Origin of the sequence: Mongoliimonas terrestris (genome assembly GCF_001927285.1) — a bacterium.
GTDB lineage: Bacteria > Pseudomonadota > Alphaproteobacteria > Rhizobiales > Pleomorphomonadaceae > Chthonobacter > Chthonobacter terrestris.
The window spans coordinates 1-13,902 of record NZ_MSIG01000010.1; the positions used below are offsets into that span (position 1 = coordinate 1).

At 71.2% G+C, this 13,902-nt stretch carries 12 protein-coding genes; 4 read left to right on the forward strand and 8 right to left on the reverse strand.

The window, feature by feature from the left end; all coding sequences use genetic code 11:
* Positions 1-361: 361 nt before the first annotated feature.
* From BUQ68_RS14900 to BUQ68_RS14915, 4 genes are read right to left on the reverse strand one after another with little or no spacing between them, the layout of a single operon-like run.
* A complete protein-coding gene (locus tag BUQ68_RS14900; protein ID WP_075216793.1) occupies positions 362-1,618 on the reverse strand; it encodes a hypothetical protein in 1,257 nt (418 codons plus the stop codon).
* Complete coding sequence (locus BUQ68_RS23800; RefSeq protein WP_075216794.1) at positions 1,615-2,688, reverse strand: hypothetical protein; 1,074 nt, start codon at positions 2,686-2,688, stop codon at positions 1,615-1,617. Before BUQ68_RS23800 ends, BUQ68_RS14900 begins: the two co-directional genes overlap by 4 nt.
* Positions 2,688-3,533: a hypothetical protein gene (locus tag BUQ68_RS14910; protein ID WP_075216795.1), complete on the reverse strand. Its 846-nt coding sequence runs from the start codon at positions 3,531-3,533 to the stop codon at positions 2,688-2,690. The genes BUQ68_RS23800 and BUQ68_RS14910 overlap by 1 nt, the downstream gene beginning before the upstream one ends.
* Positions 3,514-4,959 (reverse strand): hypothetical protein, encoded by a 1,446-nt coding sequence (locus BUQ68_RS14915; RefSeq protein ID WP_139315250.1) that lies wholly within the window; start codon positions 4,957-4,959, stop codon positions 3,514-3,516. The genes BUQ68_RS14910 and BUQ68_RS14915 overlap by 20 nt, the downstream gene beginning before the upstream one ends.
* Positions 4,960-5,156: 197 nt before the next feature.
* On the opposite strand from BUQ68_RS14915, the gene BUQ68_RS14920 reads away from it, so the two are divergent.
* Entirely contained in the window at positions 5,157-5,780 is a 624-nt protein-coding gene (locus tag BUQ68_RS14920) for a thermonuclease family protein (RefSeq protein WP_083656599.1), read from the forward strand.
* A gap of 427 nt (positions 5,781-6,207) precedes the next feature.
* On the opposite strand, the gene BUQ68_RS14925 is transcribed toward BUQ68_RS14920, so the two are convergent.
* The gene (locus BUQ68_RS14925; RefSeq protein WP_075216797.1) at positions 6,208-6,987 is read right to left on the reverse strand and encodes an SDR family oxidoreductase; all 780 of its coding nucleotides are present in this window, start codon (positions 6,985-6,987) and stop codon (positions 6,208-6,210) included.
* Between the two features lie 208 nt (positions 6,988-7,195).
* Between BUQ68_RS14925 and ku the strand changes: the two genes are divergently transcribed.
* Positions 7,196-8,302: a non-homologous end joining protein Ku gene (gene ku, locus BUQ68_RS14930; protein ID WP_075216798.1), complete on the forward strand. Its 1,107-nt coding sequence runs from the start codon at positions 7,196-7,198 to the stop codon at positions 8,300-8,302.
* Positions 8,302-10,077 carry a non-homologous end-joining DNA ligase gene (gene ligD / locus BUQ68_RS14935; protein WP_075216799.1) on the forward strand — a complete coding sequence of 592 codons (1,776 nt, stop codon included), beginning with the start codon at positions 8,302-8,304 and terminating at the stop codon, positions 10,075-10,077. Before ku ends, ligD begins: the two co-directional genes overlap by 1 nt.
* A 61-nt stretch (positions 10,078-10,138) precedes the next feature.
* Here ligD and BUQ68_RS14940 read toward each other — a convergent pair whose 3' ends face one another.
* The 3 genes from BUQ68_RS14940 to BUQ68_RS14950 all read right to left on the reverse strand — a co-directional run bounded on the left by BUQ68_RS14940 (position 10,139) and on the right by BUQ68_RS14950 (position 13,383).
* Positions 10,139-11,620, reverse strand: a complete 1,482-nt coding sequence (locus tag BUQ68_RS14940; RefSeq protein ID WP_075216800.1) for a UdgX family uracil-DNA binding protein — start codon at positions 11,618-11,620, stop codon at positions 10,139-10,141.
* Complete coding sequence (locus tag BUQ68_RS14945; protein WP_075216801.1) at positions 11,620-12,855, reverse strand: putative DNA modification/repair radical SAM protein; 1,236 nt, start codon at positions 12,853-12,855, stop codon at positions 11,620-11,622. The genes BUQ68_RS14940 and BUQ68_RS14945 overlap by 1 nt, the downstream gene beginning before the upstream one ends.
* Positions 12,856-12,972: 117 nt before the next feature.
* Positions 12,973-13,383, reverse strand: coding sequence for a DUF2177 family protein (locus BUQ68_RS14950; protein ID WP_075216802.1), 411 nt, complete (start codon positions 13,381-13,383; stop codon positions 12,973-12,975).
* 154 nt (positions 13,384-13,537) lie between these two features.
* On the opposite strand from BUQ68_RS14950, the gene BUQ68_RS14955 reads away from it, so the two are divergent.
* Entirely contained in the window at positions 13,538-13,891 is a 354-nt protein-coding gene (locus BUQ68_RS14955; RefSeq protein ID WP_075216803.1) for a hypothetical protein, read from the forward strand.
* The last annotated feature ends 11 nt before the right edge of the window (positions 13,892-13,902 follow it).

Sequence of the window (13,902 nt, forward strand, 5' to 3'; positions counted from 1 at the left end):
GGGTGGGAGCGGGTCTTGCGTGGTTCGTGCTCGCCGGCCTTGCATCGTTCGGCGTTGCCGGCCTTGCATCGTTCGGCGTCGCGGGCCTTGCGTGCTTCCGGGTCGCCAGTGTCGCACGACCGACGCCGCCCCCTCCTCCCTCGTCATGGTCCGGTTCAGCCGGACCAGCCACGCATTCCGCCGCACGTCACCTGGAAAAAGCGTGGGTGGTCCGCCTTCGCGGACCATGACGATCGGGGGGGTTCGGGTGGGAGCGGGTCTTGCGTGGTTCGTGGGTCGTCGGCCTTGCGTGGTTCGTGGTCGCCGTTCGCGCACCACCGCTCGCGCGCCCTCCTCCCTCGTCACCATGAAGACGGCTTCGCTACCCCGCCGGCGCGCCGGACCGGCGCAGCCGGATCTCGATGCGGCGGCGTTCCGCCACGTCGGCGAAGGTGGCGCCCTCGATCAGCCGCCCGTCGGTGCCGACCAGGGGGCCGGCGGAGAGCGGCAGCACGTCGAGGCCGGCAAGGCGCGGGTCGGCCGCCAGCACCCGCGCCACCGCCACCGCGCGGGCAAGGCCGAGCCCGGCATTGTCGGCCGGCACCAGCGCCTCCACCGTGCCGCCGCCGCGCACCACGTCGATCAGCGCGCCGTCGAGGTTGGAGATGGTGTTGCGCGCCACCGGCCGCTCGTCCGTGTGGCCCACCACCTCGATCACGTCCACGTCGAAGCGGTCGACGAGCGCGCGCAGCCGCGCTGCCGTCTCGCCGGTCAGCCGGTCGGCGAAGGCCGGGCCGAGCACCGCGCTGCCGGTCTCGAACAGGAAGCCCTCGCGCTCCTTCAGGGTGATGATCGGCGGCAGGTCCGCCGCCCGGCCGTCGCGCGCCGCCACCACGTCGTCCGGCACGAGGTTGGCCGCGCGCGCCGCGGCGGCGGCCGCCTCCGCCTCGGCGATCTCCGCCGCCTCCCGCGCCGCAGCCGCGTCCTCGGTCAGCGCCGCCACGCTCTCCTGAAGCGCCGCCACCTGGCGCTCGGCCTCCAGCAGCCGGCGCGCGGCGGCGACCGCCTGGTCGCGGCTCTCCGCCACGAAGGCCGCCACCTGATCGGCGTCGAGCGGCGCATCGGCCGCAACCCCCAGCCGCTCGCGAAGCGCGTCGGCGAGCGCCACGTCGGCTAGCACCCGCTCGGGTCCGGCGCCCTCGACGAGCGGCCGGAGCGCCCCCAGCGTGTCGCCGGTCTCGGCCATCGCCTCCGGGTCGATCCCCGCCGCCTTCAGCCGCGCCACCGTTCGGTCCGCCGCCACCAGCCGGTCCCAGGTGTCGTCCACCGCCGCCCCGGATGCCGGCGCCACGGCCGCCGTCGCCGTCCCGCCCCCCGGTTGCACCGCCGCCGCCTGGACCGCCTGGGGCGGCGTCGCCAAGGCCTCCCGCCGTGCCTCGTCCAGGGCGGAGAGCGCCAGCGTCCGCGTCGCCGCCAGCTCATCCTCCGCCTTGTCCAGCTTCAGCTTGGCGTCGGCCAGCAACGCCGCGAGCGCGATCAGCAGGCAGAACACCAGGAGCAGCAACAGCTCCGCCATGGTCAGCCCGAGGATGAGCCCCTGGCGGTAGGAGCCGTTCTGCCGGTCCACGTCCTGTCTCATCGCGCGCTCTCCCGCTCCACGTCCGTCGCCGGAAACGCCGCCGGCTCGCGCGGATCATCCGCCGCCGGCTCGGGCGCCTCGACCGCCGCCGCCACCGCGTCCCGCGCCGCCTCCCCCGGGTCGGCCGCCGCCCGGTCCGCCTCGGCCACCACCACCGGCACCGACCATTCGGCAACCGGCGTCGGGTCGGCGAACGCCACCGGCGTCCGCCCCCTATCCGTCGGCCGGTCGTCCCCCGTCCCCGTCGCCGACAGCGCCGCCGTCAGCCGGTCCATGGCGGCGGCGTGGTCGACCAGCATCTGCCCCATCCGGTCCACCACCCGGTCGAACCCGTCCGCCCGCATCGCCGACGTCACGCCCGCCACCGGCACACCCGCGCCCGAAGAACCCGCCCCCGGCACGCCCATCACCGGATCCGGCCGCGAGCCCGCGAGCGGCGCCTTCAGCGCGGCCCGCGCCTCCCCGTCGGCGATGCGCCGGGTCACCCCGTCGAGGGCGGCGGCCAGGGCGGCCGCCTGTTCGCCGAGCTGACGCAGGTCGGCCACGCCCTCCTCCGCCGACTGGCGCACCGAGCGGCGGAAGTGGTTCATCTCGATCACCGCGCTGTCGAGTTCCCGGCGCACCCGCCGGGCCGCGTCGGCCAGCTCCAGCCGCGTCACCCGCTCGATCTCCGCCGGGTCGCGCCGCATCTGGTTCATGAAGAGCCGCAGCGCGATGCCGGCGATCGTCGTCGCGATGGCGACGCCGAAGTTGCGGACGATCTCCTCCGCCGCCCCGGACACGGTGAACTGGGCGAGCGACACGCCGAGCGAGGTCAGCGTGAACAGGAACCCCATGTAGTAGAGGTTGTCGCCGGTCTGGTCGTCCCGCAGCAGCAGCCCGCGGGCGAGCCGCACCGTCACCGCGTAGGCCACCATGATGGCGACCGGCACGAAGGTTACCCAGCCGGCCGGGATGCCGGCCGACTTGGCGATCAGGATGTAGAAGGCCCCGATCGCCACGAAGGCGATGAAGACCATCGCGTCGAGGAAGCCGGTGCCGCCGGCGGGCGCGTCGGGCCGGGCCGCCATCAGCCGGTCCCCTGCAGCTTCACGGCCTCCACGAGGCGGCCCCGCATGGTCTCCACCCAGGTGTTCCAGAAGGCGATGTGCGCGCCCGTGTCGAACGGCGCCGCGCCCGACCGCCGCTGCACGTAGAGCACCGTCACCGCCGCCCCGGCGAGATCCGTGCGAAGGTCCTGGAAGGCCGGCGTTGCGGCGAAGCGCGCGAACGTGAGGTCGCCCGCGTACTGGCTGTAGGCCGGCGTGTTCTCCAGCATGTCGGACACCACCACCAGCCGCTTCTCCCGCGCGGCGGCCGCCTGCCCGTCGAAATGGTCGAGGGCCGCCCGCTGGATCGCCCGCATGATGGGCGAGGTGTCGGCCGGGGCCGCCGGCAGCCCGGCCTCCAGCAGCGCCGTCAAAGGCTGGCGGAAGCCCTCGTCCCAGGTCCGCCGCACGGCCTCCGGGTTGGCGGTGAGGCTGGAGAGCCCCTCCCCGGTGCCCGGATTGCAGCGCGAGAACAGCACCCGCCCCGCCGCGTCGTCCGGCGACAGTACCCGAAGCTCCAGCAGCCCGTGCGTCGGCATGGCGTCGGCAAGGTCGAGGAGCCGCGTGCGCACTTGGAGCCGCGCCGGCTCCGGCAGATCGTCGGAAACGTCGAGCAGCACCACCGTCACCGCCGCCGGCCCGCCCTCCGGGCAGAGCGTCTCGGCGTCGAGCGTCGGCGGCGGCGCCACCGTGGCGCTGAACCAGGCGACGGCGCCGAGGCCGCCGAAGGCGATCAGCGCCAGCACCGCCCCGAAGGCGATCTTCCAGCCGTCGCCGCCCGCGCCGCCGCGCCGGCTCCCGCGCCGGCTACGTCGTTGGCGCGCCATGGGGCCTCTCCTCAAACAGGTCGTCGATCTGGTGATAGCCGGCCACCGCCTGGTCGAAGGCCGCGTGCACGGCAGCCACCTCCCGCTCCAGAAGCCCCTGGGTGTCGTGGATCGCCTGCCGGAGGTCGCCCCGCGCCGGCGCCACCACGTCGGCGTCGAGCGGGATACGGCGAAGCTCGTAGCGGGTGTCGAAGCGCACCGGCGCCGGCGTCGTCCGCGCCTCCCGGTTGGCGGTCCGGTAGAGGCCGAGGAGCATGTTGGCGGTGGTCTCCAGGTGGGTCTGGTGCGCCTCGAACAGGCGGGCGAGGCGCGCCCGCGCGGCGACGATGGCGTCATACTCCGCCCGCCGCACGGCGAGGTCCCGGTGGGCGTCCTCCATGGTCTCGATGTTCTCGTCCCGCACGTCGAGGAGCGCGTCGATCAGCTCCTGCTTGCGCCGGATATAGGTCTCCCGCGCCGCGGAAAGCCGCCGCTCCAGGTCGCCGAACCCCGGATAGGGGTCCACCGTGGCGAAGCCGTCGATGAGGGCGACCACCGAGAAGAAGAAGCCGATGGCGAAGAAGAGCCAGGACTTAACGTCGGCCAGATCCGCCGGCGCCGCCGCCAGCCGCTCCATCACCAGCCGTCCCGCGTCGCCGGAGAGCGCCGAGGCCACCTCCCGGTAGTGGGCGAGCGCCAGGTTGAGGCCGACCGCGAAGGCGAGCCAGGCGAGGAAGCCGATCAGGCCGACGAGCTTGCGCAGCCAGTTCCGGTGCACCAGCTCGGGCAGCGCCATCCGGCCGACGAGGAAGCTCGCCATCACGTTGAGCACCGCGAAGGCCAGTGCCTCGGTGGTGCCGCCGAGAAGGCCGGTGGCCGAGCCGCGGGCGAGGAACGCCCCGTTCACCACCGTCTCCAGAAGGAGCAGCACGGCCAGGAGGCCGAACTTCAGCGCCTGGGCGCCCGTGGTCGGCGGGCGCGGCGTGCGCTCCAGCCGGTGGCGCTTCTTGAACGCCTCCTTCTCGGCCTCGTGGTCCTTCAGCGCCCGGCGCAGCCCGTGCAGCTCGTCCCGCCCGGTCGCCGCCTCGGCGCGGAACTCGCTCACCGCCGCCGGCGCCGCGTGGCGGATCGCCCCGAACCGGCCCTCCAGGTCGAGGCCCGCCAGCCGCTCCTGATAGACCTGCAGCTGGTCGGTCAGCGTCGCGTGGGCGGCCTTCAGCTCCGCCTCCACCCGCTCCACGATCCGCCCCTCCACCTCGTCCGCATAGGCGGCGTCCGAGGGCGGCAGTTCGGCGGCGCCGCGGGCGCGCCCGGCCTCCACCAGCTTGAGGTCGGCGGCGACCCGGTCAGGATCGAGATCGGCGAACAGCTCCAGGTTGGGCTTCAGGTCCCCCGGCTCGCGCCGCAACCCCTCCACCAGACGCGACAACGGATTCGACTTGGCCACGGACACCCTCACCTCATCCCCGTTCCCGCGCGGGCGGCGTCCGGGTCTACACGCTGGCATTGAAAAACGAGACCGTTCACCAATCTTTAAGAGCACCGCGCCGAGGCTTGGACCCGGCGCCGGCCGGATCCGCCCGGCGGTCGCTCAACGCCCAAGGTAATATGAAACGTCTTCTCGTGCTCGCATGTGCGGTCTTTATGGCCATTCTGCAACCGTCCTTCGCCGCCAAGCGGTTTCGCGTCGTGGACGGCGACACCCTGACCCTCGACGGCGAGACCATCCGCCTCCACGGCATCGACGCGCCGGAGGCCGGCCAGACCTGCGCGGCGGCGAAAGGCGGCCGCTGGCCCTGCGGCAACGCCGCCATCAAGGCCCTGACGCTTCTCATCGGCGACGCCACGCCCGTCTGCGACGACCGCGGAAAGGACGCCTACGGCCGCACCCTCTCGGTCTGCGCCGTCCGCGGCCGCGACGTCAACCGCCAGATGGTGGAGCGCGGCGCCGCCTGGGCCTTCCGCCGCTACGCCGACGACTACGCCGCCGCCGAGGACACCGCCCGCGCCGCCGGCCGCGGCATCTGGCAGGCGCCGACCGAGACCGCCTGGGACTACCGCGCCCACCGCTGGGCCGCCGCCGCTGAAGCCGCCCCGTCCGACTGCCCCATCAAGGGCAACGTCTCCGGCGCCAAGCGCATCTACCACGCCCCCTGGAGCCCCTGGTACGACCGCACCCGCGTCAGCCCCGCCAAGGGCGAACGCTGGTTCTGCACCGAAGCCGAAGCCCTCGCCGCCGGCTGGCGCGCCCCCGCCTGGGGCGGCTGAGGGGGCGGGCAGGAATCGCCCCGACGACGGAGGATCGGGGGCCACCGGTGCGCCCCAACCATCACGGGCGCCCCCTCGGGCACCCGCCACCCCCTCACCGCCACCCCCTCCATCGTCATCCCGACGAACGTCGGGATCCAACCGTCCGACCCATCACCCGCACCGGTCCCGCCCCCGCCACCGTCGGCTGGATCCCGACGTCCGTCGGGATGACGGGCAGCGCGCTGCGCCTTCGGCATGACCGGCGCATTCCCTTTCCCACCCCCTCCTCGATCGTCATGGTCCGCGAAGGCGGACCACCCACGCTTTTTCGCCACCCGCCAACCGACGCAATGCGTGGCTGGTCCGGCTGAACCGGACCATGACGATGGCGCAGAGGCGCGGCCCCCAGTACGCCCACCTCACCCGTCGTCACCATCCCCCTCCGTCACACGATCAGCGACTCCCCCCCGTCGATCCAGATCGGCGTCCCTGTCACATGCCGCGCCCGGTCTGAGGCGAGGAAGAGCACCAGGTCGGCCACGTCCTCCGCCTTGCCCTTCTCCCCGCCCGTCAGCGGGATCTCCCCGTCCGGATACTCCACCCGCACCGCCGCCTCCTCCAGGTTGCGCTTCGCCGTGTTGTCCGAGATGGCCGTGCCGATGGCGCCGGGGCAGATCACGTTGACGCGGATGCGGTGCTTGGCGAGCTCCAGCGCCAGCACCTTCGTCATCGCCACCTGGGCCGCCTTGGTGGCCGCGTAGGCGACCGTGCCCGGGTTGGAGAAGGTGCGCGTGCCGTTGATGGAGGCGGTGATCACGATCGACCCGCCCCCCTTCTTCAGGTGCGGCACGGTGGTGTGCAGCGTCAGGTAGGTGCCCCGCAAATTCACCGCGATCGTCTTGTCCCATTCCTCCGGGGTGAGGTCGTCGATCGGCGCCCAGGTGCCGTTGACGCCCGCGTTGGCGAACACCACGTCGAGCCGGCCCGCCGCGTCCACCAGCCGGTCCACCGCCGTGCGCATGGCGCCCTCGTCACTCACGTCCGCGACGAGCACGTGCGCCGTCCCGCCCGCCTCGGCTATGGCCTCCGCCACGTCCTGCAGCTCGCTCTCGGTGCGGCCGAGAAGCCCCACCACCGCGCCTTCGGCGGCAAGCTTCTCGGCGCTCGCCCGGCCGATGCCCGAGCCCGCGCCGGTGACGAGGGCGACCTTGCCGATGAGTTCCATGATCCGTTCCCTTCGCGAGAGGACAGGGCGAGACGCCCGTCGAAGCCCTTCAGAACCCGACGGCCCTCGCCGGTGTTCCGGGGGGCCTGGGCACCGCCGTCGAACGACGCGAAACGCGGAGGGAACGGAGTCGCTCCGCTTCCGTTCGAGTCTGATCCAAGGACCGGGGCGCGTATTGCCGGACCGGTCGCGTCAAGGAGGATGTCCGATGGCCGAGAAGGTCCGGACCATGTGGAAGGGTTTTCTCAGGCTCTCCCTGGTCACCATTCCGGTGCGGATGGTCAGCGCCAGCCGCACGTCGAACGCGGTGAGCTTCCACCAGATCGACCGCAAGACGAACCAGCGGATCCGCTACCAGAAGGTCGTCCCCGGCAAGGGCGAGGTCGACAAGGAGGACATCGTCCGCGGCTACGAGGTGGAGCCCGGCCAGTATGTGCTCCTGGAGGACGAGGAGCTCGACAGCGTCAAGATCGAGAGCCGCCACACCATCGAGCTCACCCAGTTCGTGGAGGCCTGCGAGATTGATCCGCTCTACTTCGAGAAACCCTACTACCTGCTGCCCGACGGCGACGTGGCCGAGGAGGGCTATCGCACCATCCGCGACGCACTCCGGCAGATGGGCAAGGTCGGCATCGGCCAGCAGTCGGTACGCGGGCGGGAGAACCTCGTCACCATCCACCCGGCCGGCGACGGCCTGCTTCTGGAAACGCTCCGCTACGAGGAGGAGGTGAAGGAGGCCGACGAGGTCTTCGCCGACATCGGCCGCGGTACGCTCCGCGGCGACCTGATCGAGATGGCCAAGGACCTGATCGCCCGCAAGGCCGAGCCCTTCGACCCGGGCGCCTTCGAGAACCACTACGCCCAGGCCCTCCGCGAGCTGGTGGAGGCCAAGATCGCCAGCGGCCGGTCGGTCGCCGTCGGCGAGAGCGAGACGGAAGGCCCGTCCACGGTAGTCGACTTCATGGAGGCGCTCCGCCGCTCCGTCGCCCGCGAAGGCGACGGCAAGGGTGGCGACGGCAAGGGCGCCGCTAAGCCCGATCCCAAGCCGGCTGCCAAGGCGTCCGCCCGTGAGACCACTGCCAAGCCGGCCGAACCGAAGCCCGAACCCGCGCCGAAAAAGACCACAGCCGGCAAGGCTGGCGCCTCCAAGCCGGCGGGCAAGACCGCCGCCCCGACGAAGACCGCCGCCGCGTCGAACCGCGCGCCGTCCCGGTCCGAACCGGCCGAGCCGAAGCCGCCCGCCAAGGCTGCGCGCGGCAAGAAGCCCGCCGCCAAGACTGCCGAGCCGGCGCCGAAGCGGCGGAGGGCCGGGTGATGCCCGCCGCCGGGCGAACCCGCCATCCGGCCGCCCCGGCGCCGGTCGGCGACCTCAGCCTCTACAAGGCCAAGCGGGACTTCGGCCGCACGGCCGAGCCGGCGGAGGGCGGCGTCGCCGGCACGGGCCTCTTCGTCATCCAGCACCATTGGGCGCGCCGCGAGCATTTCGATTTCCGCATCGAGATCGACGGCGTGCTCGTCTCCTTCGCCGTCGCCAAGGGCCCGAGCCTCGATCCGTCCATCCGCCGCCTCGCTGTCCGGACCGAGGATCACCCCATCGCCTACGCCGAGTTCGAGGGCACCATCCCGGCCGGCGACTATGGCGGCGGCACCGTCCTCGTCTGGGACCGGGGCGTCTGGGCGCCGATGACCGACGACCCGGCCGCCGCCCTTCGGGACGGGGAGCTGAAGTTCGTCCTCCTCGGCAGCCGCATCGAAGGCGCCTTCGTGCTCGTCCGCATGAACGTGGAGAGGGGGCGCGAGAATTGGCTCCTCATCAAGGAGCGGGACCCCTACGCGGAGCGGGACGGCGACGAGCTCACCGCCCGCCATCCGACATCCGTCCTCACCGGTCGCACCCGCGCGGAGATCGAGGCGGAGGCGGCAACCCATGCGGCGGAAAGTAAGGGTCGCAAGCCGATGGCGTCGACGGATGCAAGCGCCCGAAAGGATCGGAAGTCCCCCGCCGTGGCGGCGGCCCGGACCGCCGCGCCGGTGAAAACGGCGCCGAGACGGGCCGCCACGAAGGCGAAATCGCCCGAGGCGGCTACAACACGCGACAAGGCGGCGACAAAGACCGCTACGAAGGCCCCTACAAGCGCCGCTACAACGGCTTCAAAACCGGCTACGAAGGCGACACGTTCTCCCCGAAAGCCGCCTGTCGCCGCCGATACCCTAGCCGCGCTCGCCCGCCTCACCCACGCCGACCGGGTGGTCTTCCCCGCCGCCGGAGTCACCAAGGGCGACGTCGCCGCCTACTATCTGGGCATCGCCGATCGCATCCTCCCGCACCTCGCCGGCCGGCCGGTCAGTTTCTTGAGGGCGCCCGAAGGCCTTGCCGGCGAGACCTTCTTCCAGCGCCATCCCCTCCCCGGCATGCGCAAGGGTCTTGCCCGGGTGGCCGATCCGGAGGGTCGGCACGCCGACTACCTGGCCGTGGAGACCGCCGAAGGCCTTGTGACGGCAGCACAATTCGGCGTCATCGAGTTCCACGGCTGGAACGCCCGCCTGCCCGACCTGAAGGCGCCGGACCGCATGGTGTTCGACTTCGACCCGGACGAGGGGCTCGACTTCCAGGCCGTCAAGGACGCCGCCTTCGCCATCCGCGAGGTGCTGACGACGGTCGGGCTGAAGAGCTATCCTTTGGCGAGCGGCGGCAAGGGCCTGCACGTGGTGGTGCCGCTCGATGCCAGCCAAACCGTTGACGATCTTGGCGATTTCTCCGGCGGGGTGGCCAAGGGGCTGGCCAGGGCGGAGCCGAAGCGCTTCGTCGCCGTCGCCTCCAAGGCCCGCCGGTCCGGCCGCATCTTCATCGACTGGCTCAGGAACCGGTCCTACGCCACCGCCATCGTGCCCTGGTCGCTGCGCGCCCGCGACAGCGCCTCCGCGGCCGTGCCGCTTGCCTGGAACGAGCTGGAAAAGCTGAAGTCCGCCAATGCCTTCGACCTGAAGGCCGCGCTCGCCCGGCCGGATCCCTGGACCGACTATTTCGATCTCCGCCAGCGCATCGACCCGGACGCCCTCGCCTTCCTGAAGCGATCCACCCGGCGCTAGAGCGTTTTCCGACCTGACGGGATCGTCAGGTCGGCAAGACATCGCTCCCGATCCAATCTCCTCAGCCCATCGCCCGGATCCGCTCGGCCACCAGCTTGAGATCATCGACGAACCGCTGCCGCTCCCGGGCCTTCATCTCCGGGTCCGGCAGGCGCAAGAGATAGGACGGGTGGACCGTCGCGAAGACGCTCGGCCCATCGTCGAAGTCCATGAATTTCCCACGGATTTCGGTGATCTTCACCGGCCGGTCGAGCAGCGACTGGAGCGCCGTTCCGCCGAGCCCGACGATCAGTTTGGGCTTGATCACCGTCAGCTCCTGGGCAAGCCACCAGCGGCAGGCCTCGATCTCCGCCCCGTTCGGCTTCTTGTGGATCCGCCGCTTGCCCCGGGGCTCGTTCTTGAAGTGCTTCACCGCATTGGTGACGTAGGCGAGCGTCCGGTCGATGCCCGCCTCTTCGATCGCCTCGTCGAACACCTGGCCGGCGGGCCCGACGAAGGGCCGCCCGGCCAGATCCTCCCGGTCACCCGGCTGCTCGCCGACGAACACCACCTCGGCCCGCTCCGGACCCTCGCCGAAAACCGTCTGGGTCGCCCCCGCCCAGAGCGCGCAACGACGGCAGCCGTCCGCCTCGGCGCGGATGCCGGCGAGCCCGATGCCGGCGGTTTGACCAATCTCATCAATAGCTTGTGGTCCAACGATGCCGGCAGCCATGCGATCCCCTCCCCGGGCCTGCAGCCGTTCGTGGTGGGCCGGCGGGGCGGTGGGGGCGGCCGCGATCATGGCGGCCACGCGCGCCTCGGCGCCGGCGATCAGGTCGCCAATGACCGTGGCCTCCGGGAGGTTCCGCCAGTATTTCTTCGGCATTTCCGCCGTCATCGCCTTCACCTTCAGCCGGGCGGGGTTGAAGATGTGCGAGAAATAGGTGCGCCAGAGATCCTCCGTGGCGTCCTCCGACGGCGCGTCCTCCCGCCGGGCACCGGGTCCGACGGTCAGGCTCTCCAGGTCCCAGTGGAGCGACAGGCGCGGCGTCAGGACGGACCAGCGCATGGGCGCGAAGCGGCGCACGAAGAAGCCGCTCGCGCGCTCCTCGATGAAATGCTCCGGCTCGAAAAACGCAATGAAGTGAGGGCCTTCCGGGGTGGCGAGCTCGCGGAAGCGGACGAAGGCGTGCATCTTGTGCACGTCCCGCCCGACCGCCTTCTCCATCCGTCTCGCCGCCGTGACGTCCGGATCGGAAGCGATCTCCAGGAGCTTAGGCTCGATCCGGAAGCGGTAGAGGATCTGGTAGAGGAGCGACAGGCGTTCCGGCGCCGAATGGCAGATCACCGCCTCGGCGAGCGGCACGAAAGCGCGCGGCACCTTCACCTCCGTCTCCGCCACCGTCGGCGGCGGCAGCGCTTCGGTGCTGCCAAAAAGATCTCCGGTCTCGCGCCCGGTCCGCCAGACCACGTCGGCGGGCTTCACCCCGTGGGCGGCCAACCGTCTGGCGGTATTGCGAAATCCGGCGAAGTCGGTGTCGCCGGCAAGGTCGACGGCGATCATCAGAAGAGCGACAGCTGCTGGGGTTTCGGAGCGGCGCGGGCGCCAAGGTCGAGCCGGTCCAGACTGCCGCCCGGATGCCAGTCCGCCGCGATCACGAACGGCCGCACCGCCCCGATCGACTTCACCAGCCGGCCGAGATCGTCGAGCCGCAGCCGGGTGTGCCGGCGCGCGCGCAGCAGCCGGTCCACCGATTTGACGCCGAGCCCCGGCACTCTGAGGAGGGTCTCCCGGTCGGCGCTGTTGATATCGACCGGGAAACGGTCGCGGGACTTCAGCGCCCAGGCGAGCTTCGGGTCCACTTCCAGGTCCAGCATGCCGTCCGGCCGCCCGTCGGTGATCTCGGTCCGGTCGAAGCCGTAGAAGCGCATCAGCCAGTCGGCCTGATAGAGACGGTGCTCGCGGATCAGCGGCGGCTTCAGCAGCGGCAGGATGGCCTTGGAGTCCGGGATCGGACTGAAAGCCGAGTAGTAGACCCGCTTCAGGGCGTAGCTGCCGTAGAGATGGGCGCTCCTGTCCAGAATGGCGGCATCGTTCGTTTCGTCCGCCCCGATGATCATCTGGGTGGACTGACCCGCCGGCGCGAACTTCCGCGCCTTCGCCCGCCCCTTCTGCCCGTCCGCCGCCGCCTCGATCCGGGTGCGCAATCCCCCCATGGCCCGGCGGATATCCACCGGCTTCTTCTCCGGGGCGAGGCGGACCACGCTGTCGTCGGTGGGCAGTTCCACGTTGACCGAGAGCCGATCGGCGTGGAGCCCGGCCTGGTCGATCAGGTCCTGGCTGGCGCCCGGGATCGCCTTCAGGTGGATGTAGCCGCGGAAATCGTGCACCGTCCGCAGCGTCTCCACCACGCGCACCATCTCGCCCATGGTGTAGTCGGTGTCCCGGATGATGCCGGACGACAGGAAAAGGCCCTCGATGTAGTTGCGCTTGTAGAAGTCGAGCGTGAGCCGGACCACCTCCTCAACGCTGAAACGGGCGCGCTCCACGTTGGAAGACGAGCGGTTGACGCAATAAGCGCAGTCGAAGACGCAGAAGTTGGTCAGAAGGATCTTCAGGAGCGAGATGCATCGGCCGTCCGGCGCATAGGCGTGGCAGATGCCCATACCCTCGGTGGAGCCGATGCCGGTGCCCTTGCCGGCCCGCCGTTTCTCGCTGCCGGACGACGCGCAGGACGCGTCGTACTTGGCGGCGTCCGACAGGATGGCGAGTTTCTGAACCAGGGTCTTGGCTGACATGCGGCGGCGCTTCGGCTTGTGCTTGTTCGTGCTTTGTACACGAAGAGTTAGAGCGCGTTGCGCCCGCCGGCAAGGGGGCCCGCCGCGCGCCGGCTCTCGCCCGCAGGCCAAGTCCGCTCACCGCGATCGGTCGAACCGGCGGGCGATCGCATAGCCGAACCCGGCGGAGGCCGCGCTGACGAACGTGCCCCAGATCATGTCCACCACGGCCACGGTGGTCGTGTAGCCGGCAAGGGTGGCGAGGTTGGTGAGGTCGTAGGTGCCGTAGGCGGTAGCCCCCAGCAGCGCTCCATAACCGGCCGCCGTGGCGATCCGGCCCGAGACGACGGCCGGACGGACGGCGAACACCACCAGGGAGACGGCATAGAAGGCGTAGAAGCCGGCGGCCACGGGCAGATTGAAGTCGGGCTTCAAGAGGGAACCGAGTTCGGCCCTGTAGAGCGGCTCAGCGGCGAGCGTCAGCCAGATGGCGTCGAGCAGGAGGAACACGGCGAAGACGGCGGCGTAGCGGATCAGGAAGGCGCGCAAGGGGTGGGCTCCTCATGTCGGATCCGGGCATTTGGCCGCGCCGGCTGGCCGAAAGGTGAAGGCAACGGTTGAAGCGTTTTCAACGTTGAGGGTCTACGGTGGATCCGGCTGCTCTGGTTCACAGGGACCCCGGCGCCGCAGACAAGGACAGCAGATGGACAAGAAGACCTACGCGGCCGTGGCCCGCTCCGCCGAGACATCGGCGGCCGCTGTGCTCGACACGGCGACGACCTTGTGGTTCCGCATGCCGATCCTGTTTGCCAACCCCACCGCCGCCTCCATGACGGAATGGCAGCGCGCCTGGTCGGAAAAGGTGGAAGCCGCCTGCACCGGTGCTTTTGCTGCGGGCGTCGCCAGCCATCGGATGACCCTGATGATGGCCTCCGGGGTGCTGGCCGCCGATTCGGTTCCCCTGGAGATGATGCGGATCGCCGAAGCCGCCACTGCGCCCGGCTACAAGGCCGTCGCCGCCAACGCCAAGCGCCTGTCCCGGCCGAAGCGCCGCTGAGCCGCGGCCAG

Bases quoted from the DNA above. Each gene is read 5' to 3' on its own strand.
- BUQ68_RS14940 (WP_075216800.1), bottom strand. From the start codon at position 11,620: ATGATCGCCGTCGACCTTGCCGGCGACACCGACTTCGCCGGATTTCGC.
- BUQ68_RS14925 (WP_075216797.1), bottom strand. From the start codon at position 6,987: ATGGAACTCATCGGCAAGGTCGCCCTCGTCACCGGCGCGGGCTCGGGC.
- BUQ68_RS23800 (WP_075216794.1), bottom strand. From the start codon at position 2,688: ATGGCGGCCCGGCCCGACGCGCCCGCCGGCGGCACCGGCTTCCTCGAC.
- BUQ68_RS14900 (WP_075216793.1), bottom strand. From the start codon at position 1,618: ATGAGACAGGACGTGGACCGGCAGAACGGCTCCTACCGCCAGGGGCTC.
- BUQ68_RS14910 (WP_075216795.1), bottom strand. From the start codon at position 3,533: ATGGCGCGCCAACGACGTAGCCGGCGCGGGAGCCGGCGCGGCGGCGCG.
- ku (WP_075216798.1), top strand. From the start codon at position 7,196: ATGGCCGAGAAGGTCCGGACCATGTGGAAGGGTTTTCTCAGGCTCTCC.
- BUQ68_RS14945 (WP_075216801.1), bottom strand. From the start codon at position 12,855: ATGTCAGCCAAGACCCTGGTTCAGAAACTCGCCATCCTGTCGGACGCC.
- ligD (WP_075216799.1), top strand. From the start codon at position 8,302: ATGCCCGCCGCCGGGCGAACCCGCCATCCGGCCGCCCCGGCGCCGGTC.
- BUQ68_RS14955 (WP_075216803.1), top strand. From the start codon at position 13,538: ATGGACAAGAAGACCTACGCGGCCGTGGCCCGCTCCGCCGAGACATCG.
- BUQ68_RS14920 (WP_083656599.1), top strand. From the start codon at position 5,157: ATGGCCATTCTGCAACCGTCCTTCGCCGCCAAGCGGTTTCGCGTCGTG.